Origin of the sequence: Paraliobacillus sp. PM-2, from assembly GCF_001368815.1 — a bacterium.
In the GTDB taxonomy this organism is placed as follows: domain Bacteria; phylum Bacillota; class Bacilli; order Bacillales; family Amphibacillaceae; genus Paraliobacillus.
This window is the reverse complement of record NZ_CTEI01000002.1, coordinates 239,227-265,217: the sequence shown is the minus strand read 5'-3', so window position 1 is coordinate 265,217 and position 25,991 is coordinate 239,227. Positions and strand designations below refer to the sequence as shown.

Here is a 25,991-nt window from a genome sequence, read left to right as displayed (position 1 = left end):
ATTATCGTAAAACGAATTTCTTCCCTCCTAATGTACAACGCAATGGATTGAAGGTTTACTTTATGGTAAAATGCAAAAGAGTAAATTTAAATAAAGAGACGGGGGAGACTAATGCGTTATTACGTAATCGCATTTGTAATGATTGTTATTGACCAACTCACAAAATGGTGGGTGGTTGCAAACATGGATTTACGGGAAAGTATATCAATTATTGAAAATTTCTTTTACATTACTTCACATCGAAACACCGGTGCTGCTTGGGGAATACTTGCCGGACAGATGGGGTTCTTTTACATAATAACCAGCATAGTTATTGTAGTTATTGTATATTACATACAGAAATTTGCAAAGGATAGTATGCTAACAGGGATTTCACTTGCTCTTATTCTAGGTGGAGCAATTGGTAATTTCATTGATCGGTTATTCCGTAAAGAAGTTGTCGACTTCTTTGATGTATATATTGGTAGTTACGATTATCCAATCTTTAATGTTGCAGATTCTTCATTAGTCATTGGTGTGATATTGATTTTGATCGCGACATTTATTGATGAAAAAAGGAAAGGAAGTAAACAAACATGACAAGTGAAAAATATACAGTCAAACAAGAGGAGCGTGGTATGCGTATTGATAAAGTATTAACAAGCGTTTTACCCGATACTTCCAGATCACAGATTCAGACGTGGATCAAAGAGGGCTATTGTCTCGTTAATAATAAGCAAGTAAAAAGTAATTATAAATGCTTAGCCAATGATATAGTTACATGGGAGATACCAGAACCAGAACCATTGTATGTTGAACCAGAAAACATTCCACTAGATATTATTTTTGAGGATCAGGATGTCATTGTTGTTAACAAGCCAAGAGGTATGGTAGTTCATCCATCAGCTGGTCACGCTAATGGTACGCTTGTGAATGCATTGCTGTATCATTGTAAGGATTTATCAGGGATAAATGGAGTTGTTCGTCCAGGAATTGTCCACCGAATTGATCGTGATACAAGTGGTTTGTTAATGATAGCTAAAAATGATCAAGCACACCAACATTTGGCAGAACAATTACAAGCTAAAACAGTAAAACGTTCTTATGAAGCAATTGTGCATGGGGCTATACCGCATGAGTATGGTACCATTGAAGCTCCTCTTGGTCGAGATCCAAAGGACCGACAGAAGATGGCAGTTATATCAGGAGGAAAACCTGCTATTACACATTTTGAAGTAATTGATCGATTTGATGATCGATTCACCTATGTGAAATGTGTTTTAGAAACAGGTAGGACACACCAAATCCGAGTCCATATGAAGTATATCGGTTTTCCATTAGTTGGAGATCCGAAATATGGGCCAAGAAAGACTTTGAAAATAGATGGTCAAGCTTTACATGCAAGGGAATTAGGGTTTGAGCATCCTAGATCAAATAAATGGATGCATTTTGAAGTGGCTCCTCCAGAAATATTTTTAGAAACATTAGAAAAAGTGAAGGAATCCCATTGACAAAATGAATGATCGATGGAATAATTATTAGTAGTTAAATGACCTTTAATTACAGTCCCGTGAGGCTGAAAAGGAATCGGTAAATACTACATTTGTGTAGGTATATCCAAAACCCTTTTCTTCTGACGGAGAAAAGGGTTTTTTTACTGTTTAGGGTGATAAGGGTCAATCTAATAAAAGGAGCGATAGTGTAATGAAACAAAAGGCAGTTCTTTTAGACGAAGCAGCTATCAATCGTGCGCTTACACGAATCGCACATGAGATTTTGGAACGAAACAAAGGTGTCGACAATTTGATGCTAGTTGGGATCAAAACAAGAGGAGTACCATTAGCTAAGAGACTGCAAGAAAAAATAATCTCAATAGAGTCTGTAGAAGTACCAATTGGTGAAATTGATATTACCTTGTATCGAGATGATTTAAGCCATGCAGTTGAAAATGATGAACCAGAAATACATCACACAGACATTCATGAAAAAATCTCTGGGAAAAAAGTAATATTAGTTGATGATGTATTATTTACAGGTAGAACGGTTCGAGCCGCAATGGATGCGATTATTGATCAGGGCCGACCATCTCAAATTCAGTTAGCAGTATTAATTGATAGAGGACACAGAGAGTTACCAATACGTGCAGATTATATTGGTAAAAATATTCCAACATCACAAAATGAAGTGATAATGGTAGCACTTGATGAAACTGATCAAGAGGATAAAGTAAGTATTTATGAAAAAAATAATTAACCTTTAATTAAGTCCAGAGAGACTTGCAAGGTTGCCATAGGATACGTGTATGTGTTTTTAATGCTACATGTGTACCTCTTTGCAACGTTGCAAAGAGGTTTTTTTATGGTCAGAATCAGAGGAGGAAGTTGTTATGACAAGATTAGATATGGTAATGGATATACGAGATGTTCCACCAAAATCAAAGTGGTTTATGTTAAGTTTACAGCATTTATTTGCAATGTTTGGCTCTACAATATTAGTTCCATTTTTAACAGGTTTACCACCAGCTGTTGCACTTATTTCAAGTGGTTCAGGTACACTAGCATATTTGTTAATTACAAAAGGGAGAATACCTGCTTATTTAGGATCAAGCTTTGCTTTTATTGCACCAATTGGTTCCGCAATAGCTGAGAGTGGCGTTCCTGGAGCAATGGTAGGTAGTTTTTTTGCAGGTTTAGTATACGGTATATTAGCACTATTAATTGGATCTTTCGGATTAGATTGGTTAATGAAAATTTTACCCCCAGTTGTTGTAGGACCAGTCATCATTGTTATTGGATTAGGATTGGCACCAACTGCAGTAGATATGGCGATGAATGTAGATGGCAGTTATAGTGGAAAACACTTTATGGTTGCTGTATTGACGCTTTCAATTACTGTTATTGGATCATTATTCTTTAAAGGATTTTTCGGACTTATCCCAATATTAATAGGTATTATTTCTGGTTATATTTGTTCGCTAATTCTAGGCATTGTAGATACCTCTACTATAAGCGCAACTTGGAATTCCATTGTTGAAGCTGATTCTGTAGGAGCATTTTTAGGAGCTGTCTTTGTACTACCTGAATTTGTCATACCATTTAAAGATTATAATCCATTTGACATTTTTAGTTGGAGTATTTTCTGGATTATGGTACCTGTTGCAACTGTAACAATTGCTGAGCATATCGGGGATCAAATGGTTTTATCAAAAGTAGCAGGAAAAAACTTCATTAAAGAACCCGGTTTACATCGTTCAATTTTAGGTGATGGCGTAGCAACAATAATTGGATCTGCATTAGGTGGACCGCCAAATACGACTTATGGCGAAAACATTGGTGTACTTGCAATTACAAGAGTATTCAGTGTGTTTGTTATCGGTGGAGCTGCAGTACTAGCAATTACCTTTGGATTTATTGGCATTATTCCGGATATCATCAATTCTATTCCAACAGCAGTAATGGGTGGTGTATCTATCCTTCTCTTCGGTATTATAGCGTCTAGTGGTCTGCGTATGCTCGTTGATAATCAAATTGATCTAGGTAATAATCGAAATCTAATTATAGCTTCTGTTATTTTAGTCATAGGTATTGGAGGAGCTCTAGTGCGAATTGATATTGCAGGAGTGAATATAGAAATAGCAGGGATGGCATTGGCTGCTATTACAGGTGTAGTATTAAATCTGATTTTACCAGGAAAAGAATCTGGTTATGGCAATGGAAAAATGTTTAAATCAGATGAAAATATAGATGAAAATTAATGAAAAAGGGACTGTCTTAAATGAAAAAGACAGTCCCTTAAACTAAGGGAGGAAGTAATTATGAATCATTTTGTTTCCATGAAGGATGTTACAGAACATGAATTAATGCAGTTAATTAAACTTAGTGATGAGATGGATTATAACAACGGTAGTACACCTTTTAAGGAGCAGTTATTTGCAGGGAATTTATTTTTTGAACCAAGTACGCGAACAAAAATGAGTTTCCTTGTAGCTGAAAGAAAGCTTGGTATAGAAGCATTAGATTTTCATAATGAGTCTTCAAGTACACTAAAAGGTGAAAGTATGTATGACACAGCTAAAACCTTCGAATCAATTGGTGCTTCCTTTCTAGTTATTCGTCATTCAACAAACAATACGGCACAACAATTAGCTAAACAAATTAATATTCCAATTATTAATGCTGGAGATGGAACTGGAGAGCATCCAACGCAATGCTTACTTGATTTATACACGATGTATGAAGAATTCAAAGAATTTCGTGGTCTGAATGTTGCGATTGTAGGTGACATTAAACATAGTCGTGTAGCACGTTCTAACGCATATGCCTTACAAACGCTCGGTGCAAATGTATTCTTATCTTGCAAAAAAGAATGGCAGGATCCTAGTCTTGATTTTCCATACATGGAACTGGATCAAGCAGTAAAGATATGTGATGTTATTATGCTATTACGTGTTCAAGAGGAAAGACATAAGCAACATAATCGTCTTTATAAAACAAGTTATTTATCTGATTATGGTTTAACAAAAGAAAGAGCCAATAATATGTTAGATCATGCGATCATCATGCATCCTGCACCAGTAAATAGAGGAGTAGAAATTGATAGTGAATTAGTAGAATGTAAGAACTCACGAATCTTTAAACAGATGGAAAATGGTGTAAAAACACGAATGGCTGTCATTTACCAACTATGTCAATCAAGGGGGATTACGCATGGGAATTATTATCAAAAACGTCAACCGATTATTGTCAAATAATGCATTAGAGTTGTGTCAAATACGAGTTTCAAATGGTGTTATATCTGAAATTGCACCAGAAGTAAAACAGCTAAACGATGAAGTAATTATTGATGGAAAAGGGCATATTATTTCTTCTGGATTTATTGATGTACATGTTCATCTACGAGAACCAGGTGGTGAAGCGAAAGAGACAATTGAAACGGGGACAAAAGCAGCAGCTAAAGGCGGATATACAACCATATGTGCAATGCCTAATACAAATCCAGTTCCTGACGACAAACATATATTAGAATGGATTGGTCAACGAATTGACCAATCAGCAACAGTTAACGTTTTGCCGTATGCATCAATTACAAAAGGTTTGAATGGTGAAAAACTTTCGGATATGAAGGAATTAAAAGAGGCAGGTGCTTTTGCCTTTACTGACGACGGTGTTGGTATTCAAACTGCTGATCAAATGTACCAAGCAATGCAACAAGCGGCAGCATTAGATATGGCTATTGTCGCACACTGTGAAGATAATTCCTTGATTCATAGTGGTGTGATGCATGAAGGATTAACTAGTAAAAAACTGAAACTCAATGGAATACCTTCTATTTGTGAATCGACACAAATCGCAAGAGATGTATTATTAGCAGAAGCTACTGGCTGTCACTATCATGTTTGTCATGTCAGTACGAAAGAATCTGTTCGAGTGATACGTGATGCCAAACGTGCGGGAATTCGTGTGACCGCGGAAGTAACACCTCACCACTTACTGTTAAATGAATGTGATATAACAGAAGTAAATTCAAATTATAAAATGAATCCTCCCCTTCGTTCTAAAGAAGACCAGCAGGCATTACTAATAGGGCTACTTGATGGCACGATTGATTTTATTGCAACAGATCATGCACCACATACAGAAGAAGAAAAGGCAAGAGGGATGAATGATGCTCCTTTTGGCATCGTTGGTTTAGAAACGGCATTTCCACTCTTGTATACACATCTTGTTAAAACAAATGTGGTTACATTAAAACAATTATTAGATTGGTTGACGATTAAACCTGCACAAGTGTTTGGGATGAAAACAGGTGAATTGGAAGTAGGCAACAAAGCCGATTTAACGATACTAGATATAACAGAAAAATGGGATATTAATAAAAATAATTTTCTTTCTAAAGGGAGAAATACACCCTTCGACAAATGGGAAGTAACTGGAAAACCTTTGTTAACAATCGTTGAAGGTGAGATTGTTTTTAAGGAGGATAACAATGTATAAGCGACAACTAATTCTTGAAGATGGCACTATTTTTACAGGTGAAGCGTTTGGGAGTACGCAAGAAAGTATTGGTGAAGTTGTTTTTAATACAGGAATGACAGGTTATCAAGAGATACTGTCTGACCCTTCATACTGTGGTCAAATTGTTACTATGACTTATCCATTAATAGGAAATTACGGTATCAATAGAGAAGATTTTGAAACCATTAATCCTTCCATTCGCGGATTTGTTGTAAAAGAGGCATGTCAAGAACCATCTAATTTTAGAAGCGAAGAATCGTTAGACAATTTTTTAAAAGCAAAGAGTATCCCAGCTATTTCAAATATAGATACAAGAAAATTAACAAAAATTATTCGAAAACATGGGACAATGAAAGGAATCTTGACGGAAGCTTATAAAGAGTACTCTCATAAAAAATATGATCGTAGATTAAAAGATACACCCTTAATGGAAGATCAAGTGAGTAGAGTATCAACAGTGAAGCCATATGTTGTCCCTGGTAGAGGAAAAAGAATCGTCTTGGTCGATCTTGGTATGAAATACGGTATTTTACGAGAATTAACAAAAAGAAATTGTCATGTCACTGTTGTTCCATATCATTATAGTACAGAAGAAATCTTGCGGTTAAAGCCGGATGGAATAATTTTAACAAACGGACCTGGTGATCCAAAACATGTTCCAGAAGCAATAAAAATGATTGCAGAAGTGATAAACCAAATCCCCATCTTCGGTATTTGTTTAGGACATCAACTATTAGCATTAGCGTGTGGAGCAGATACAAAAAAGATGATATTTGGACACAGGGGTTCAAATCATCCCGTCAAAGATTTAACTACAGGAAAAACACATATCACGTCACAAAATCATGGTTATGCAGTAACCGTTGATTCATTAGAGAAAACAGAATTAATCTTAACGCAGATCGCATTAAATGATGGAACTGTAGAGGGTATCACCCATAAGAAATATCCTGCCTTTTCAGTGCAATATCATCCTGAAAGTTCTCCAGGTCCAGAAGATACTAGCTATTTGTTTGATGATTTTTTAACAAAAATTGATTCGTATAAATCAACTGTAAAGGAGTCGATCGTGTGCCAAAACGTACAGATATAAATAAAATACTTGTTATTGGATCAGGACCGATTATTATTGGTCAGGCTGCTGAATTTGATTATTCAGGTACGCAAGCGTGCCAGGCGTTGAAAGAAGAAGGGTATACTGTTATTTTGGCTAACTCTAATCCTGCCACGATTATGACAGATGCAACCGTTGCAGATACGGTATATATGGAACCATTAACTGTGGAATTTATAGATAAGATTATTCAAAAAGAAAAACCAGATGCTATTCTCCCGACTTTGGGTGGTCAAACGGGTCTTAATTTAGCCGTTGAACTTGAAGAAAAGGGTGTACTAGCGGCACATCAAACAGAATTACTTGGTACTTCATTAGAAGCTATTCAATTAGCGGAGGATCGTGAGAAATTTCGAAATCTTATGCATCAATTAAATGAACCTGTTCCGGAGAGCAAAATTGTGACAAGCATAGATCAAGCTGTTCAATTTGCGAACAATATAGGTTTTCCTTTAATTGTTAGACCAGCTTATACGTTAGGTGGAACAGGTGGAGGTATGTGTTACAACATCGAACAATTAAAAGATATCACTCGCAACGGCTTAGCATTATCACCTGTGAATCAATGTTTAATTGAACGAAATATTGCTGGATTCAAAGAAATTGAATATGAAGTAATGCGAGATAAAAACGATCAAGCGATTGTTGTTTGTAATATGGAAAATATTGATCCGGTTGGTATACATACTGGTGATTCTATTGTTGTTGCCCCTTCACAAACGTTGAGCGATAGGGAATATCAACTATTGCGTAACGCATCTTTAAAAATTATTCGAGCTTTGGAAATTAAAGGTGGATGTAATGTTCAATTAGCAATAGATCCTGACAGCTTTGATTATTATATTATCGAGGTTAACCCAAGAGTTAGTCGTTCATCTGCACTAGCTTCTAAAGCGACAGGTTATCCAATAGCAAAAATAGCAGCAAAAATTGCGGTAGGCTTAACATTAGATGAAATTAAAAATCCGATTACTAAAACAACCTATGCTGCTTTTGAACCAGCTCTGGATTACGTAGTAACAAAATTCCCTAGATTTCCATTTGATAAATTCACTACAGGAAACAGAACGCTTGGTACCCAAATGAAGGCAACGGGTGAAGTAATGGCGATAGGGAGAACATTTGAAGAATCTTTCTTAAAAGCAATTCGTTCCCTTGATAATAATGGAGAAGATTTCATTTTACCTTATTTAACAGATAAAACCGTAGATGATTTATTAGAAAACTTAATAAAAGTAGATGATGAACGAATCTATTATATTGCGGAACTAATGCGAAGAGAGGTATCACTTGAAAAAATTCATAACCTCACAAAGATTGATCCATATTTTTTATCGAAATTATACAATATAATCTACATGGAAAAGCAATTATCTGAAGCGCCACAATCTATCGAATTATTACGAACAGCAAAAGAGATAGGATTTTCTGATGAGCATATTTCAAGGATATGGAAGATAGATGTTGATAAAATTTATCAAAAACGTATGGATGAAAAAATATTGCCAGTTTATAAGATGGTAGATACTTGTGCTGCCGAATTTGAATCTGCTACACCATATTATTATAGTACGTATGAAGAAGAACAAGAATCCATTTCGTCTAATCGAAAAAAAGTACTTGTGTTAGGATCAGGGCCTATAAGAATTGGACAAGGTATTGAATTTGATTATGCAACGGTTCATTCTGTATTAGCGCTTAAAGAAGCTGGATATGAAGCAATTATTTTAAATAATAATCCTGAAACAGTATCAACTGATTTTAGTGTCTCAGATAAGCTATACTTTGAGCCGTTAACGTTAGAAGATGTCATGCATGTAGTGGAATTAGAGAAACCAATTGGTGTCATTGTACAATTTGGTGGCCAAACAGCAATTAATTTGGCAGATGGATTGGAGCGTCGCGGTGTATCCATTTTAGGATCTGCGCTTGAAGCAATTGATGTTGCAGAAGACCGTGATAAGTTTGAACAAATGCTATCCCGTATTGACGTCCCCCAACCAAAAGGAAAAAGTGTGAAACAGTTAGATCAAGCAAAAGAAGCAGCAAACGAGATTGGTTATCCGGTGTTAGTTCGACCATCTTATGTTATTGGTGGAAGCCAAATGGAGATTGTTTATAGTGATGAAGAACTGTTTACTTACTTAGAAAAAAATACGAAAATGAAACATAAACATCCAGTGCTTATCGATAAGTATTTAACTGGAATTGAAGTCGAAGTTGATGCAATAAGTGATGGTGAAACAACTATTATTCCAGGGATAATGGAACATATTGAACGGGCAGGAGTTCATTCTGGAGATTCAATAGCCGTATATCCAACACAGCGTCTCAAACCTGCAATTAAACAAGAATTAGTCGACATAACGATAAAAATAGCAAAAGAAATGAAAGTGAAAGGATTAATCAATATCCAGTTTGTTGTGCATCATGATGCGGTTTATGTATTAGAGGTTAATCCTCGAGCAAGTAGAACGATTCCGTTCCTCAGTAAAATAACTGGCGTTACCATGGCAAATATAGCGACAAAGTGTATTATGGGTAACACGTTACAAGAAATGGGCTATCGAGATGGAGTGCTAGAAGAACCAGAGCATGTTTCTGTCAAAGTACCGGTATTCTCTTTTGCTAAATTAAGAAGTGTTGACATCATGCTTGGACCTGAAATGAAATCAACTGGTGAAGCAATTGGAAGAGATAAAACATTAGAAAAAGCTCTTTACAAGGGATTAATTGCATCTGGATTAAATATTCCGATGGAAGGATCGGTACTATTGACAGTTGCAGATAAAGATAAAAAAGAAGCAGCTGAAATTGCCAAAAGATTTCATCAACTTGGGTTTCAATTATATGCAACAGAGGGTACAGCAGCCTATTTATCGAACGATCAATTACCAGTGACTACGGTTGGAAAAATTGGAAGAGGCAAAAAGAATGTGTTGTCGATTATAGAGGATGGTGAAGTGCAGTTTGTCATTAATACACTTACTTCTGGTAAACGTCCTAGATCAGATGGTTTTCGTATTCGACGAGAAGCGGTGGAGCACGGTATTGCATGTTTAACAAGTTTAGATACAGCTACTGCAATATTAAATGTCATTGACTCAACTACATTTTCGGCACAGCCAGCAGTTGCAAATCAAGAGGTGATCAGATGATTAGAAAAGCTAATTTGACCATTGCACATAATGAAAAAATAGCTAAATCAACATTTTTAATGCATTTATTAAGCGAAGAATCTACGTTGGACATTCAGCCTGGCCAATTTATTCACATAAAAATTGGTCAGGATCATACACACATGTTACGTCGCCCTATTTCTATAGCTGATGTAGATCACTCCAATCAAATAATTAAGATTATCTTTAAAACTGTAGGTGAAGGGACAGGTTATTTAAGTAAACAAAAAACAGGGGATAAAATCGATGCGTTGTTGCCTTGTGGATCTTCCTATCCGATTGATAAGCTAACAATGAAGCATGCTCTGTTAATTGGGGGAGGAATTGGTGTCCCCCCTTTATATTATTTAGCAAAACAGTTAGTTAATAGAGGCGTATCCGTTACATCTATTTTAGGTTTTCAAACAGCTTCACAGGTTTTTTTTGAAGAAGAATTTCAAGCATTAGGCAAGGTGTATATTGCAACAAATGATGGAAGCTATGGTTATAGTGGGTTTGTTACAGACATCTATCAAGCAATACAACCAAGCTTTGATTATTACTTTTCTTGTGGACCTACCCCTATGCTTAAAGGGGTAACGAAAGAGTTAGAAGATAAACCAGGTTATATTTCTTTGGAAGAACGAATGGGATGCGGTGTAGGTGCTTGTTTTGCTTGTGTTTTACCTAGCCGAGATGGTGGCTATAAGAAAATTTGCCAACACGGTCCAGTATTTGATGCAAATGAGGTGATTCTAGCATGAACTTAGCAGTTTCTTTACCTGGATTATCATTGAAAAACCCGATTATGCCCGCTTCTGGTTGTTTTGGATTTGGTACGGAATATAGTAATTTTTATGATTTAAATCAATTAGGTGCAATTATTATTAAAGCTGCGACTGCAGAAGCTAGATACGGAAATGCCACACCCCGTGTAGCCGAAACAACTTCTGGTATGCTAAATGCGATTGGGCTACAAAATCCCGGTGTAGCTAATATCATAGATTCTGAATTACCAAGATTACAAGCTTATGATACCCCGATTATTGCCAATGTCGCAGGAAGTACGATAGAGGAATATGAAATGGTAGCTAAAACGCTAAAAAATACAAAACATGTAGCAGCAATTGAATTAAATATTTCTTGTCCCAATGTAAAAGAAGGGGGCGTGCAATTTGGTACAGATCCTTATCTAGCCTCTGAAGTAACAAAAAGAGTAAAAGCACAAAGTAATGTTCCTTTATATGTGAAGTTATCACCAAATGTAACAAATATTGTTGAAATAGCTGATGCTGTAGCAAAAGCTGGTGCAGATGGACTGTCAATGATTAATACATTGACTGGTATGAAAATTGATCTTCAAACAAGAAAGCCTATTTTAGCTAATAAAATTGGGGGTTTGTCTGGTCCTGCTATTAAACCTGTTGCCATTCGAATGATATACCAAGTTAAACAGCATATAGATATTCCGATTATCGGTATGGGCGGTATAACTTGTGCGGAAGATGTATTGGAATTTTTATTAGCAGGAGCAAATGCCGTTGCTGTTGGAACAGCTAATTTCGAAAATCCATTTATTTGCCCGGAAATTATTTCGTCGTTACCAAAAGTATTAGAAGAATATGGTTTTTCATCTGTGGAAGATGCAATTGGGAAGGGGCATATCTATGAATGAACCGATATACTTAGCTCTTGATTTTCCTACATGGGAACAAACAAGTGTTTTTTTACAAGAGAATCATTTAGAAGGTATTCCTGTTAAAGTTGGAATGGAGTTATTTTACCGTGAAGGACCCGAGGTCATAAAGAAATTAAAAAAGCAAAATCATGCTATATTTTTAGATTTGAAACTACATGATATACCGACAACGATCTATAAATCTATGCGTAACTTAGCACAGATAGGCGTTGATTTTGTAAATGTACATGGATTTGGTGGTGCAGATATGATTAAAGCTGCCAAACAAGGTTTAATGGATGGTACTCCATATGGTGAAAAGCAACCTAAATTGTTAGTGGTAACTGTTTTAACATCGATGGATCAAAACATGTTAAATACACAGTTGGGAATTGCACATCCCTTAGCTAATATGGTGACGCATTTTTCTAAAATGGGAAAAGAGCAAGGGGCTGATGGTGTGGTTTGCTCTGCGCATGAAGCGACTGGAATTAAAAATGTCTGTGGAAATGATTTTTTAACTGTTACTCCTGGTATACGATTAACAGATACAAGTAGTAACGATCAAAAACGAATTGCAACACCTCAGTTAGCTAAACAAATGGGTGCAGATTATTTAGTTATTGGCAGAAGTATTACGGAAGCAGAAAAACCTAAACAAATGTATGAACAAGCATTGAAGGAGTGGAATCATGTCGATTAGTAAACAGTTAGCAAACGACTTATACCAAATGAAAGCTGTACAAATTAAGCCGGATCGTTCGTTTACCTGGACGTCAGGGATAAAGTCTCCGATATATTGTGATAATCGATTAACGTTATCGTATCCTGAAATAAGAAACAGAATTGCGGATGCTTTTGTGGCAGAAATAAAGCAATTAGAAGAACAACCAGATTGTATTGCAGGTTGTGCGACTGCAGGTATTCCTCATGCGGCATGGCTAGCGGATAAGTTGAATTTACCAATGGTCTATGTGCGATCGAAGCCAAAAGGACATGGGAAGGGTAATCAAATAGAGGGGAAAGTTACTAAAGGGCAAAAAGTTGTCGTAATCGAAGATCTTATTTCTACTGGCGGATCTGCAATCGAAACAGCAGAGGTATTGCGTAAGGAAGGTGTGGAAGTATTAGCTGTTATTGCAATTTTTACTTATGGATTGCCTCAAGCAACAAGATCTTTTGAAGAACATAACCTCAAATTACGTACGTTAACCAATTTTGATATCTTAAATACTTTATTGCTAGATAAAGAAACAATAACCAAGGAAGAGTATCAAAGTCTAATCGATTGGCGAGATAGTTTTAATAAAGATGAATAAATGAAGTGGGCAAAACAAATTTGCCCACTCTTTATAATAATAGTTGTTGAGTATCTTAATCAGTGTCTCTTACCAGTAACTCCATAAAAAAACAATTGCATGATATCCTCTATAAACGCGTCCTCACTCGTGTAATTTTTTGCGAAGTCTGTTAATGATGCTGCTTTTTCCATAAATATGTTTAAGTAAAACATAATTAATGATGTGGGAAAGGTATGATGAATAGCACCTTCCTTTCTACCTTGTTCAACCAAATCTATCATAAGTGGTAAAGTATGATCATGATAAACCTTATTGATGAATGTTTTCATTCCATTGTCTTCTAACATTAGCTTATTTAATTTGTCTATACTAAATTGATGAACAGATTGCTTTTTATTAAAAATGATAAAAGAAATTTTATCTTGGAAACTTTTTTCTGGGTCTTTCATATAGTTTACTGTCCTTTCTAGTATATCCATATACCAGTCTTGTACAGCTTCACGAATGAGGTTTTCTTTACTACCAAAATGTTTGTAAATAGTTACTTGTGAGACATCTGCTTGCTTAACGATATCAATAATCCTCAAGTTACGTGGTTCCATATCTATTAATAAATCAATGGTTGCTTGTTTGATTCGTTGTTTTATCTTCTCTGTTCTTCTTTCAAAACCATTCATATATCGTTCACCTCATAAGTATAATTAGTGTAATATAATTGATTATATATTTCATTATATCATTGACTTGCTTGTTTCAAAAGAATAAAATAAATGTAATGAAATAAAGAATATATTTCATCATTTAGGAGGAGAGACAATGATCCAAATCGACAATCTGACACAACAGTTTTCTAATGGGAAAGGGATTTTTGATGTCACTTTTAGTGTTGAGAAGGGGGAAGTATTCGGATTTCTTGGCCCTAATGGAAGTGGTAAATCAACAACGATACGTCATTTAATGGGTTATATGAAACCACAGAAAGGTCAGGCAAAAATTAAGGACTTAGATGCTTGGGAAAAACAAGCAGAAGCACGTAGTCATGTCGGTTATCTCCCGGGTGAAATTGCTTTTATAGATGGATTGACGGGCAATGATTTTCTCAATATGATCGGAGGTATGCAAGGTGTCCATAATAAAGGACGACGAGCAGAACTTATTGAGAAACTACAATTTAATCCAAAAACACCTATAAGAAAAATGTCAAAAGGGATGAAGCAGAAGGTAGGCATTGTTGCAACTTTTATGCATGATCCCGATATTTATATACTTGATGAGCCTACATCAGGCTTGGATCCACTTATGCAAAAAGTGTTCATCGACTTGGTGCTTGAGGAAAAAGCAAAAGGGAAAACGTTTCTTATGTCTTCACACAGCTTTTCAGAAATTGAACGTACGTGTGACAGAGCTGCGATTATTCGCGATGGCAAGATTGTAACAATAAGTAACATACATGAACTCCAAAGTATGCAGCGAAAAGTCTTTAATGTAACATTGACAAAACAAGAAGATGTTAAAGCGATCCTTGCTTCTGAGCTTAAACCTGAAAAAATAGATGATTTTGTTGTTCAAATAGAGCTTCAGGGTAACTATGATACTTTTATTCATATTTTATCTCGCTATCATGTGAAAAATATAAGTGCGGACGAACAAAGTTTAGAACAAATTTTTATGGATTATTATAGTAGAGAGGAAGTATGATGATGAATCTATCACTCTATTCACAAATGATGAAAACAAATGTAAAAACTTTTTTTGGTTTTGGTATCGGTTCAGCTATTTATGTTACATTAATGACTTCTTTATTTCCAATGATTGAAGATAATATGGAAGAGATTGAAGGGATGATGGATATGTTTCCAGATGCCCTATTACGTGCACTCGGTTTAGAAACTTTCAACAATTACGGGCAATTCATTTCAGCAGAATATTACGGTTTATTTTATTTGCTTATTTTAGGTGTGTTTAGTGTCATGATGGCCATTCAACTGCTCGCAAGATTTGTTGATCGCGGTTCTATGGCATATTTATTATCAACTCGTGTTTCTCGTGCGCAGGTTGTCATTACACAAATTTTGGTGCTTATTAGTGGACTTATCATCATTCATATATTGACATTTGGTGCTGGTTTTCTTGCTGGTGAATTCTTAATTGAAACGGAAAGTACCATTGCATTTAGTGAATTTTTTGAGATTAATTTTGTCGGCTTCCTATTGTTTTTCGCAGTTGGAGGCTATTCACTTCTGATTTCTTCCATGTTTAATGATGAAAGAAATGCCTTTTCACTTGCAGGGGGATTAACGTTCTTATTCTACGGAATGAATATGATGGGGAAAATTGTAACTGATATAGAATGGATCCGTCACTTTACCCCTTTTTCATTATATGAACCAGGAAAAATTGCAAGTGGTGATGCAGATGTATGGTTATCCTGTATTATACTTGCAGCAATTGGTTTGATATCATATATACTTGCCGTATTTATTTTTAGAAAACGTAATTTACCATTATAAAAGTGTTCTTTTGAAACTATTAACGAACAGTGCTTTAGCACTGTTCGTTTTTTAAATCATAGCTTGTGGTACGTAGGGATTGGACTTCGGTTGCAATATCTAAAATAATACTCCAAGTAATTTTACTTTCCGTATCATGAACTTGTTTAATTTGTTCTGTTAACTTTGGAATGAATGTGGCATCTAATGATTTTTCTTGTGACAAAGTAGATATTTCCTCAATATAGGAGGACATTGTTGGAATAATATCTTGTTGAACTTCATGTTTATCAATCCATTGGTATATTTCATATATCGTACATGCAACTAATCGATAATGATGCAGCCAAGGAATATGTTGGTTTTGATTATTCAGCTTTAGTCTATCCTCAATCATATTTGTATAGATAAGCAAATTCATCATACTGTCAATGCTAGTTTCTCCCCGTATTTTCCTTTTTAATTCATTAAACATAGCTGAAATTGTATCATCATACATATCTTCTAAATTTTGATTACTATCTTTCACTTTATATGGGAAAACAAATCGATTAATTAATAAAGCAAGAATAATACCAAAAATAACCATTACAATTCTCTCGATAGTTAAAAATGGCGTTTTTCCTGTTACAAGTGCAGCGCCGCCGATCGCCGTAAAGGTTACTAGAATCGTACTATAGCGATACACTTTAACATAATTCATCAGATAGCCAGCAAGCATTAGTAATATCGATCTAGCAATGTTACTTTCAAATATCATAAATAAAACAGTAACTAAAATTGCGCCTATAAACGTTGCAAAAATTCTATCTTGCATTTTTTTCTGTGCTTTTTCGTAGATGGGAATGATAACAGATAAAACGGTAAACAGAATCCACCGGCCTTCACTTAAATCAAAATAATCTGCTATAAATGCACTAAAACTAATAGCTAATGCAATTCTGAAAGCATAGGAAAATTTGATTGAAGTTGTATGACGAGGAGAGTTCCCTAAGATCAATTTTTTAAATTTTGTTGGAATTTGTTCAATTTTTTCGACGACATTGTAATGGGAATGATCTAAATTTCTAATAGTCGTGATATTTTCTTTAAGAAATTCAATGTTATTTATCAATCGCAAGATAAATAAAGAGTTAATCTCTTTATTATTATATTTTCCTAACATTTGATTAAATGAATTATCTAGTTCTTCTGCTGTTTTTGTCTCGTTTATACCATCATTAACAAATGTTAAAGAGGCACGTAAGTCGTCCAGCATTTCATTTTCGACTTCTTCATTTTTAAAATCTGTTAATAAAAGATTAATCTTTTCAAAAGAAGCAGATAAATTTAATTTGATTCGCCCTTCTTTTGTTAAATAGAAATTATCTTCTCGTTTATCGTAAATCATATTTCGTAAACCGCTTATATCTGATGCTATTTGTTTATTAATTTCTGTAGTGTCTTCTTCTTTTCTCATCTGATCAATCTTCTTAATTAAAGCATTAGAAATGTCTTTTATTTTCTTATTTCCATTTTTTTTAAATCGATTACGATTCACAATCATTTGTAAAGCCATAATAGCTATAGCGCCAAATACTAAGGAAGTAAGCCTTAATGGCATTTCGCTAGCAACAACCGGTGTTGCCAGAAGAAATATATATTGCAATGAGAAGGGTAAATAAAGTGGATTCTTTAAATTAAATATAAGTAAATAACTAGTAACAAACATCGCAATAAAATTGATTGGAATACCAAGCCAAGCATTAAAGCCTGATAGAAAAGCAGCTATTCCTATAAAAAGGTTTAATAAAATAAGTTTAAATGTGTTTTCTATAGGATGGGCGGTTAAATCTCTTTCTAGAAACATTAACATTGCTGTAATGGTAGAAACTCCGATTAACAAGTTCTCGTTACCAAATATGGCACTAAAAGCAAAGATGAATGCCATAATGCCAATAAAAAGAAGGGTGTTGTACACAATTGTCTTTTTTGTTAATTTCATGATTTTTCTCTTCCTTAATCAATTAAAGTTTTTGTTTCCGTTAATGGTGGAAACAGTATAAAAAATGGTATATTGTTGCGATAACAATATACCATTTTACACAATATATATTTTCATGCAAATAATAAAACCTTTTGGTGGCAATCCATGACCTTTCATTGAGAAATCAAAGGAAGTGATTTGACGTACTGTAATTCAAAAGAAGAATTATCTTCCGTTCTAATGATTACTCTACTATCAACTTATACTGTGAACGACTAACGTTTATCAATTATTGGGTTGTTTTAACTTTTTTATAAACGATTCATCAGGGGTTACAAATAATGTTCTTTGATTATCATAAGTAACATAACCTGGCTTTGCTCCATTCGGTTTTTTAACATGACGTATCTGTGTATAATCAACTGGAACAGAAGAAGAACTTTTGGCTTTACTGAATAATGCAGCTAATTGAGCAGCTTCAGATAATGTATCTTCTGAAGGTGCGCTTTCACGAATAACCACATGTGAACCAGGAATATCTTTTGTATGGAGCCAAATGTCATTCCTTGCTGCCATACGATTGGTTAGAAATTCATTTTGTTTATTATTTTTGCCGACATAGATTAATGTACCATCGCTAGCAATAAACTTTTCTGGTTCCGGTTTTTTAGGACGATTATTTTTTTTGCGATTTTTGGCTCGCTTTCGAATATAACCTTGTTCTTTCAGTTCTTCTCGTATTTCCTCGATATCTTGTTCTCTAGCAACTTCAATTTGTTGCATGATATCTTCTAAATATGCCATTTCTTTTTTTGCCTTTTGAATTTCATCTTGTACTTTTATTTTTGATGTTTTTAATTTCTGATATGTTTTAAAATAGGCTTGGGTATTTTGACTAGGTGTTTTGTTTACATCAAGCGGAATGGTGATTTCTCTTTGCTCTGGATCATAGTAATCCAACACAGTTGCTTGTTTATCACCATATGAAATAGTGTGCATATGAGCAGTTAATAATTCACCATATCGTTGATAGTCATCTGCTTTATCAGCCTTCTTGACCGTTTGTTCATGTTTTTTTATTTTTCGTTTATTTTTATCTATCTCATTTTTTAACAGACGTAATAAATCACCTGCTTGTTGTTTGACTCTGTCACGTTCTGCTTTACCAGAATAAAAAGTATCAAGCATTCTACTTGTGCTGGCAAACAATTCTCGTTCTGTAGTTAAGTGAGCTAGGGGTAAAACATAAAAGTCCTCTTTATTATTTTGATATATACTGGGCTCGTAAAGATCCTCGTTTATGTCTGTCACTAGTTCATTAAATGCTGATTCGTAAGCAGTAAAAGATCCTAATTTAGCACGATAAATAATTTCCTTAGCTAATAATGGGGAAATTCCCATAAAGGAATTTACAATTTGTTGATCTAATTTGCCTGCATTTAAATCTAATTTTTTGCGAAACACATCAGAATCTGCTCGCAATGGATTCGTTTTTCCTTGATCGGGTGGCAATATATAAGGTTGACCAGGTAAAACCGTTCGGTGTCTACTTTGAGAAGGTGCTACATGTTTAATACTATCAAGGATATGGCCTTTTTCTTGATCAATCAACAATATATTACTATGCTTTCCCATAACTTCAATAGCTAACGTTTTTCGTGTTTCATCTCCAATTTCATTCTTTCCTTTAAATGAAAAGAAAACAATGCGTTCATTTTCATATTGTTCAATTTTTTCAATAAATCCACCGACTAGATGCTTGCGAAGTAGCATACAAAACATTGGTGGCTCTGATGGATTTTGATAAGAATCTTCCGTTAAATGAAATCTTGCATAACGTGGATGTGCAGAAAATAATAAAGCTTTATTTTTACCTTGTGTACGTATCGTAAAAATTAATTCTGTTTGAGTCGGTTGGTATATTTTCAGAACTCTTCCTGTCGTTAAATTTTGTTGTAATTCTTTTGTTATTGCGCGTGTCACAACACCATCAAATGTCACTTTCATCACCTCGTGTTCATATTATACATTTTTTTCGCCCTTCCTGCATAGATTTGATTAGGAGCGATTGTAATGGAGGAATGCGAAGTGAAATGGTATCAATTAGATGACAATGAGATAATGGACAAGCTTTCAACTAATCGGAAGAAAGGATTGACAAATAATTTTGCAGTAGCACGCCTGAAAAAGTTTGGTTTGAATCAACTGAGTCAAAAACAGAGCTCTTCGCTTCTTTTTTTATTTTTGAAGCAATTTCAAGATTTTATGGTATTAGTGTTATTAGCAGCAACATTATTGTCTGGTTTATTAGGGGAATACGTCGATGCAATTGCTATTATTGTTATTGTGTTAATGAATAGTATATTAGGATTTTTTCAAGAACAAAAAGCAGAGAGGTCATTGACGAAATTAAAAGAGTTATCTGCACCTCTAGCTCATGTTTTAAGAGACGGAGAATGGATTACCATTCCTTCTACAGATGTTGTGGTAGGAGATATAATTAAGCTATCTAGTGGAGATAGAATTGTTGCAGATATGCGAATAATTAAAAGTGATAGTTTAGAAATAGAAGAATCTGCTTTAACTGGAGAATCTATTCCTGTAAGTAAAACTTCCGATAAAATTTTGGGAAATGATCTAGATTTTGCTGATCAGTACAATATGGCATTCATGGGTACATTAGTAACAAAAGGAACTGGACAAGCTGTTATTGTAGCTACTGGAATGCAGACGGTAATGGGACAAATTGCTGAGTTACTTGTGCAAACAAAACCACAACCAACTCCACTAGAGAGGCGTTTGGGTGGTTTAGGAAGAATTCTAATTATGGTTGCACTATTTTTGACGGCAATGGTTGTAGTTTTTGGTATATGGCAGGGTCATCCATTATATGACATGTTTCTTTCTGGTATCTCTTTAGCAGTTGCTGCAATCCCTGAAGGATTACCGGCGATTGTTACTGTGGCACTTTCACTTGGTGTACAACGAATGATTAAAAAGAAGGCGATTGTTCGTAAGTTAGCTGCAGTTGAAACATTGGGAAATACAACAGTAATTTGTTCAGATAAAACAGGAACATTGACTGAAAATAAAATGACGGTAAAGCAATTGTATATGAATCATCAGTTAGTTGATGTTACAGGTGACGGCCATGAGTTAAAAGGGAATTTCTATGTTAATCAACACAAAACCCAAAATAAATTTATAGAACAAGCGTTATTATATGCTATGTTATGTAGTCATGCTTCAATAAAAAAGCAAGATAAAAAATGGAAGCTGGATGGCGATCCAACGGAAATTGCATTATTAGTAGCAGCACATAAAGCCAATCTTACTGAAGCATCAAAAGAACCGTTTAAAATTGTTGATGAAATTGCATTTGATTCAGAGCGTAAACGAATGACGGTCATTGTTGAGGACGCTTCTCACCAACGCTTTGCGATAACAAAAGGTGCACCAGATGTACTGTTACCTAGAACGAACTATATATTTGATCAGCAGGGGAGAAGACCAATCTCAAGTAGAGACAAAAATAAAATCGACCATCAGTTAGATGAAATGACTGCTAGTGCATTACGAACAATTGCAATATGTATAAAACCACTTTCAACAGAATTAAATTATGATAACCATTCCATTGAAAATAATTTAACTTTTGTTGGTCTAGCTGGAATTATTGATCCACCTAGAAAAGAAGTGAAGCAGGCGATTAAAGCCTGTAAAGATGCAGGGATTAAAACAGTAATGATTACCGGTGATCATGCAAAAACTGCGACTGCTATTGCAAAGCAACTGGATTTAATTGTACAAGATGATGCTGTTTTAACGGGGTATGAATTAAATCAAATGTCCGATGAAGCATTGGCTGATAAAATTGATGATATTTATGTATTTGCTCGTGTTACGCCTGCTCACAAATTACGTATCGTTCAAGCGTTACAGAAAAAAGGACATATTGTAGCAATGACTGGTGACGGTGTAAATGATGCACCTGCATTAAAAGCAAGTGACATTGGAATAAGTATGGGGATGGCTGGTACAGATGTAGCTAAAGAAGCCTCGGCATTAGTATTGTTAGACGATAATTTTATTACGATCGAGGCAGCAATTAAAGAAGGAAGGAATATTTATGAAAATATAAGAAAGTTCATTCGTTACTTATTAGCATCAAATGTAGGTGAAATATTGGTTATGTTATTTGCTATCATGATGTCCTACCCTTTACCCTTAATTCCAGTTCAAATTTTATGGGTGAACTTAGTGACAGATGGTTTACCTGCAATGGCTTTAGGTTTGGATCAACCTGAAAAGAATGTAATGAAAATGCCGCCACGACCAGTAAAAGAAGGCATATTCTCTAGGGGACTAGGGTTAAAAATTATAACAAGAGGTTTTATGATAGGATTAGTTACATTGTTTGCGTTTATGACTGCTTATCAAAGCGATCCGGATCATTTAATTTACGCAAGAACAATCGCGTTTACAACGTTAGTAATGGCACAATTGATTCATGTATTTGATTGTCGAAGTGAGCGCTCTGTTTTTGCTAGGAATCCTTTTCAAAACTTATATTTGTTAGCAGCAGTGATATCTTCTGTCGTCTTATTACTGATTGTAATCTATTATCCTCCTCTACAAGTTATTTTTGAAACAGTGCCTATACATTTAAAGGATTGGATTTATGTAATAAGCATGGCCGCTATACCGACCGTATTATTCGGTTTTATACCAGCAAAAAAACAATGATAAGAAAGTAGATAGGAATATCCTATCTACTTTCTTTCTGTTTTGTTAAAATAAAAATGAGTATTGAATGTCTTAATTTAATCTTAATAATGGATGTGATAAAATGCCAAATAGTATGACAGGTTTTGGATCGACATTAATAACCACACAAGAAAAAACGATTTCCCTGGAAATAAAAACGGTTAATCACCGTTTTCTGGATGTCTCCATTAACACTCCTCTTAGTCTTCGTTCTTATGAAAATGATATTAAAAAAATAATGCAAAAAAGTTTTAAAAGAGGAAGAGTCGATTGTACGATTTCATTAGATTACAAAAATAAAAATCAATCAGATTTACCAATAAACTGGAGTCTATTAACACAATATATGAATGTAATTCAAGCTATTCAAGAAAGATATCATATTTCTGTTAATGAAGTATTATCTTTAATGTCTGAAATACCAGATATTGCTTCAATAGATAGTAAAGGTTCTTTGGATCAATCGCTAATAAAACGTATTTTAGATGCTGTTGAAATAACCTGTACTAAAGTAACAGAGATGCGGTTGACTGAAGGCAAAACAATTGCGGAAGATATAACAAAACGGTTAGAATTAATAAAACAGATCATAAATCAGTTGGGTGATCGAAGGGAAACTGTTATAATGGAGTATCGAGATCGAATTTTAGATCGAATCTTTGCTTTAAGTAACAATCAATTTGATGATCAAACAAGGTTTAATCAAGAAGTTGCTCTATTGGCAGAAAAAGGTGATATCACTGAAGAGATTACTCGATTACATAGTCATGTAAAACACTTCTCAAAAACGCTTGAAGAAGATCAAGCGATAGGAAAAAAGTTAGCATTTATTTTACAAGAAATGCAGCGTGAGATAAATACAATTGGAGCAAAATCAAACGATTCTATAATCAGTAATTGGGTAGTTACATTAAAAACAGAAATAGAAAAAATAAAAGAACAAATTCAAAATATTGAATAATTATTTTCATCTAGCTTAAGTTTGTACTATAATAAAAAAGATTAGAATAGAAAAAATTATTGATCCAACAGATGTAAACATGTTTTGATATAAAGTTGATTTTTACAGAGGGGGAACAAGATTGAGTTTGAAATTAATTAATATTGGTTTTGGAAATGTTGTGTCAGCTAATCGAATTATATCGATTGTGTCACCTGAATCCGCACCAATAAAACGTATTATAACTGTAGCAAGAGAAAATAATAAACTAGTAGATGCAACATATGGAAGAAGGACAAGAGCAGTGATTATAAGTGATAGTGATCATGTCATTCTTTCTGCTGTCCAGCCTGAAACCGTGGGACAGCGTGTATTAAGCCATGAAGAAATAACTGAAGAATAAGATGAACGCATGAATATTAATCTTCATGTAAGTAAACAGGAGGATCTATTTTGATTGAAGAAAAGGGTATTTTATTTGTTTTATCTGGCCCCTCTGGTGTAGGAAAGGGAACAGTTCGCAAGGCATTATTTGATAAAGATACAGACTTGCAATATTCAATTTCAATGACAACCAGAAATAAAAGAGCTGGTGAACAAGAAGCAGTAGATTATTTTTATCGTTCAAGAGAAGAATTTGAACAAATGATAGAAGACAATCAGTTACTTGAGTATGCAGAATATGTAGGCAATTATTATGGTACACCTCGAAAATATGTGAAAGACACGTTAGACTCAGGTAAAGATGTCTTTTTAGAGATTGAAGTACAAGGCGCATTACAAGTGAAAAAGAATTTTCCAGAAGGTGTATTTGTATTCTTGTCTCCACCAAGCCTAGAAGAATTAAAAAATCGAATTGTTAGTCGAGGTACAGAAAGTGACGATCTCGTAGCAAATCGCTTACATGCAGCTAAACAAGAAATTAAGATGATGGATGCTTATGACTATGTTGTTGTAAATGACCAAATTGACAAAGCAGTAGAAAAAGTTCAAGCGATTGTAAAAAGTGAGCATTGCAAACGTGAACGTGTGGCAAAACAATATAAAAAAGTGTTGGAGGTAGAAGAAAAATGATGTTAGAACCCTCAATTGATAAATTACAAACAATAATTAATTCGAAATATACCTTAGTGTCATTGGCCGCAAAACGTGCGCGTCAAATTCAAGAATTGAAAAGACATCAGATTGAAAATCCGTTATCTGCAAAAAATGTTGGTATTGCATTAGAAGAAATTCAAGCTGAGAAACTTACTTATATTTCTGCAGATGTGAAAGAAAGAAGATAACGACTTACTTATTTTATCGTTCCCTCGTTTACCATACGTAGACGAGGGTTTCTTCTATAACATGTGATAGTTAGTTTGAATACAAAGAGGTGTTAAATATGTTAAACGGTTTGCGTATTGTATTAGGTGTGTCTGGTGGTATTGCTGCATATAAAGCATGTGCGCTAACAAGTAAATTAATCCAACAAGGTGCAGAAGTGAAAGTTATAATGACTGAAAACGCACAAGAATTCGTCACACCATTAACATTCCAAGCGCTTTCAAGAAATCCAGTGTACACAGATACATTTGATGAGAAAGATACAAGTAAGATAGCTCATATTGATTTAGCTGATTGGGCTGATTTGTTTATCATTGCACCTGCAACAGCTAATATTATCGGTAAAATTGCTAATGGCATTGCAGATGATATGCTTTCTACTACAATATTAGCTACGGAGGCAGACATTTATATTGCTCCAGCTATGAATGTTCATATGTATGGACATCCAGCAGTCAAAAGAAACATGCAAACGTTAGAGCAATGGGGTTATCGATTCATTGAACCTGGTGAGGGATATTTGGCTTGTGGTTACGTTGGTAAAGGTAGATTGGAAGAGCCAGAAACAATTGTTAACGCAATAGAAAAAGATCAAGAGAAGATGCAATTACTAGCAGGAAAAAAGATATTAATCTCTGCTGGACCAACACAAGAAAAGATAGACCCGGTTCGTTTCTTTACAAATCATTCTTCTGGTAAAATGGGATTTGCTCTCGCAGAAATTGCCTCAAAATGGGGCGCAGATGTTACCTTAGTTACGGGTCCTGTTTCTTTCCAAACACCAGCGAAAGTTAAAAGAATTGATGTTACAACAGCAGAAGAAATGTATGATCAAATGATTGCACAGTTTGAAAAGAGTGATATTGTAATTAAATCTGCTGCTGTCGCAGATTACCGTCCTGTAGTTACGTATGATGATAAAATGAAGAAAAAAGATGGACCTATGCAAATTGAATTAGAACGTACAAAAGATATTTTAAAGGAACTGGGTGAAAGGAAGACAAGTCAGTTTTTAGTTGGTTTTGCAGCGGAAACGAACAATCCAATTGCGTCCGGGAAGCAAAAATTACGAAATAAGAATTTAGATGCTATTATAATTAATGATATTAAAGCTACAGGTGCTGGTTTTGGATCAGATACAAATGATGTTGTTTATTTACATCAATCTGGAGAGAGGAGTCATTTTACTCTAGCAACAAAACAAGAAATAGCAAAACAAATTTTCGTACAAATAAATAAAGATACAAAGGTTGATTAGT

Annotated in this window: 22 protein-coding genes and 1 pseudogene; 20 read left to right on the top strand and 3 right to left on the bottom strand. The window is 34.6% G+C overall.

Annotated features, from left to right (window positions below; all coding sequences use genetic code 11):
* Positions 1-111 precede the first annotated feature (111 nt).
* The 12 genes and pseudogenes from lspA (at position 112) to pyrE (ending at position 13,262) form a co-directional block, all read left to right on the top strand.
* Positions 112-579: a signal peptidase II gene (lspA, locus tag BN1058_RS10095; protein WP_090856871.1), complete on the top strand. Its 468-nt coding sequence runs from the start codon at positions 112-114 to the stop codon at positions 577-579.
* Entirely contained in the window at positions 576-1,490 is a 915-nt protein-coding gene (locus BN1058_RS10090; RefSeq protein WP_090856867.1) for an RluA family pseudouridine synthase, read from the top strand. Before lspA ends, BN1058_RS10090 begins: the two co-directional genes overlap by 4 nt.
* A 190-nt stretch (positions 1,491-1,680) precedes the next feature.
* Positions 1,681-2,232 (top strand): annotated as a pseudogene (gene pyrR, locus BN1058_RS10085) (bifunctional pyr operon transcriptional regulator/uracil phosphoribosyltransferase PyrR); the annotation flags it as partial.
* Between the two features lie 133 nt (positions 2,233-2,365).
* On the top strand, positions 2,366-3,733 hold the full coding sequence (locus tag BN1058_RS10080) for a solute carrier family 23 protein (protein WP_090856861.1): 1,368 nt from the start codon (positions 2,366-2,368) through the stop codon (positions 3,731-3,733).
* 60 nt (positions 3,734-3,793) lie between these two features.
* The gene (locus BN1058_RS10075; RefSeq protein WP_090856858.1) at positions 3,794-4,729 is read left to right on the top strand and encodes an aspartate carbamoyltransferase catalytic subunit; all 936 of its coding nucleotides are present in this window, start codon (positions 3,794-3,796) and stop codon (positions 4,727-4,729) included.
* Positions 4,686-5,972 (top strand): dihydroorotase, encoded by a 1,287-nt coding sequence (locus tag BN1058_RS10070; protein WP_090856855.1) that lies wholly within the window; start codon positions 4,686-4,688, stop codon positions 5,970-5,972. The genes BN1058_RS10075 and BN1058_RS10070 overlap by 44 nt, the downstream gene beginning before the upstream one ends.
* Entirely contained in the window at positions 5,965-7,086 is a 1,122-nt protein-coding gene (locus BN1058_RS10065; protein ID WP_090856851.1) for a carbamoyl phosphate synthase small subunit, read from the top strand. Before BN1058_RS10070 ends, BN1058_RS10065 begins: the two co-directional genes overlap by 8 nt.
* Positions 7,065-10,265, top strand: coding sequence for a carbamoyl-phosphate synthase large subunit (gene carB, locus BN1058_RS10060; RefSeq protein ID WP_090856848.1), 3,201 nt, complete (start codon positions 7,065-7,067; stop codon positions 10,263-10,265). The genes BN1058_RS10065 and carB overlap by 22 nt, the downstream gene beginning before the upstream one ends.
* Entirely contained in the window at positions 10,262-11,029 is a 768-nt protein-coding gene (locus tag BN1058_RS10055; protein WP_090856845.1) for a dihydroorotate dehydrogenase electron transfer subunit, read from the top strand. The genes carB and BN1058_RS10055 overlap by 4 nt, the downstream gene beginning before the upstream one ends.
* A complete protein-coding gene (locus BN1058_RS10050; protein WP_090856842.1) occupies positions 11,026-11,940 on the top strand; it encodes a dihydroorotate dehydrogenase in 915 nt (304 codons plus the stop codon). Before BN1058_RS10055 ends, BN1058_RS10050 begins: the two co-directional genes overlap by 4 nt.
* Positions 11,933-12,646 carry an orotidine-5'-phosphate decarboxylase gene (gene pyrF / locus BN1058_RS10045; RefSeq protein ID WP_090856839.1) on the top strand — a complete coding sequence of 238 codons (714 nt, stop codon included), beginning with the start codon at positions 11,933-11,935 and terminating at the stop codon, positions 12,644-12,646. The genes BN1058_RS10050 and pyrF overlap by 8 nt, the downstream gene beginning before the upstream one ends.
* On the top strand, positions 12,636-13,262 hold the full coding sequence (pyrE, locus tag BN1058_RS10040; protein ID WP_090856836.1) for an orotate phosphoribosyltransferase: 627 nt from the start codon (positions 12,636-12,638) through the stop codon (positions 13,260-13,262). The genes pyrF and pyrE overlap by 11 nt, the downstream gene beginning before the upstream one ends.
* Before the next feature lie 59 nt (positions 13,263-13,321).
* Here pyrE and BN1058_RS10035 read toward each other — a convergent pair whose 3' ends face one another.
* A complete protein-coding gene (locus BN1058_RS10035; RefSeq protein WP_090856833.1) occupies positions 13,322-13,921 on the bottom strand; it encodes a TetR/AcrR family transcriptional regulator in 600 nt (199 codons plus the stop codon).
* Positions 13,922-14,060: 139 nt separating this feature from the next.
* Here BN1058_RS10035 and BN1058_RS10030 point away from each other — a divergent pair, with 139 nt between their 5' ends.
* Positions 14,061-14,942, top strand: a complete 882-nt coding sequence (locus BN1058_RS10030; RefSeq protein ID WP_090856830.1) for an ABC transporter ATP-binding protein — start codon at positions 14,061-14,063, stop codon at positions 14,940-14,942.
* Positions 14,942-15,754: an ABC transporter permease subunit gene (locus tag BN1058_RS10025; protein WP_176694493.1), complete on the top strand. Its 813-nt coding sequence runs from the start codon at positions 14,942-14,944 to the stop codon at positions 15,752-15,754. Before BN1058_RS10030 ends, BN1058_RS10025 begins: the two co-directional genes overlap by 1 nt.
* 34 nt (positions 15,755-15,788) lie before the next feature.
* On the opposite strand, the gene BN1058_RS10020 is transcribed toward BN1058_RS10025, so the two are convergent.
* Both BN1058_RS10020 and BN1058_RS10015 read right to left on the bottom strand, forming a co-directional pair.
* On the bottom strand, positions 15,789-17,717 hold the full coding sequence (locus BN1058_RS10020) for an FUSC family protein (protein ID WP_090856824.1): 1,929 nt from the start codon (positions 17,715-17,717) through the stop codon (positions 15,789-15,791).
* A 267-nt stretch (positions 17,718-17,984) separates the two neighbouring features.
* Positions 17,985-19,700, bottom strand: coding sequence for an Rqc2 family fibronectin-binding protein (locus BN1058_RS10015; protein ID WP_090856821.1), 1,716 nt, complete (start codon positions 19,698-19,700; stop codon positions 17,985-17,987).
* An 87-nt stretch (positions 19,701-19,787) separates the two neighbouring features.
* Between BN1058_RS10015 and BN1058_RS10010 the strand changes: the two genes are divergently transcribed.
* From BN1058_RS10010 to coaBC, 6 genes are all read left to right on the top strand, one after another.
* Positions 19,788-22,445 carry a calcium-translocating P-type ATPase, PMCA-type gene (locus BN1058_RS10010; RefSeq protein WP_090858228.1) on the top strand — a complete coding sequence of 886 codons (2,658 nt, stop codon included), beginning with the start codon at positions 19,788-19,790 and terminating at the stop codon, positions 22,443-22,445.
* A gap of 103 nt (positions 22,446-22,548) precedes the next feature.
* Positions 22,549-23,427: a YicC/YloC family endoribonuclease gene (locus BN1058_RS10005; protein WP_090856819.1), complete on the top strand. Its 879-nt coding sequence runs from the start codon at positions 22,549-22,551 to the stop codon at positions 23,425-23,427.
* A 121-nt stretch (positions 23,428-23,548) separates the two neighbouring features.
* Positions 23,549-23,809: an extracellular matrix/biofilm regulator RemA gene (gene remA, locus BN1058_RS10000; protein ID WP_090856814.1), complete on the top strand. Its 261-nt coding sequence runs from the start codon at positions 23,549-23,551 to the stop codon at positions 23,807-23,809.
* A gap of 50 nt (positions 23,810-23,859) precedes the next feature.
* Positions 23,860-24,480: a guanylate kinase gene (gene gmk / locus BN1058_RS09995; RefSeq protein WP_090856811.1), complete on the top strand. Its 621-nt coding sequence runs from the start codon at positions 23,860-23,862 to the stop codon at positions 24,478-24,480.
* Positions 24,477-24,692, top strand: coding sequence for a DNA-directed RNA polymerase subunit omega (gene rpoZ / locus BN1058_RS09990; RefSeq protein WP_090856808.1), 216 nt, complete (start codon positions 24,477-24,479; stop codon positions 24,690-24,692). The genes gmk and rpoZ overlap by 4 nt, the downstream gene beginning before the upstream one ends.
* A 98-nt stretch (positions 24,693-24,790) precedes the next feature.
* The gene (gene coaBC / locus BN1058_RS09985; RefSeq protein WP_090856803.1) at positions 24,791-25,990 is read left to right on the top strand and encodes a bifunctional phosphopantothenoylcysteine decarboxylase/phosphopantothenate--cysteine ligase CoaBC; all 1,200 of its coding nucleotides are present in this window, start codon (positions 24,791-24,793) and stop codon (positions 25,988-25,990) included.
* Position 25,991 lies beyond the last annotated feature (1 nt).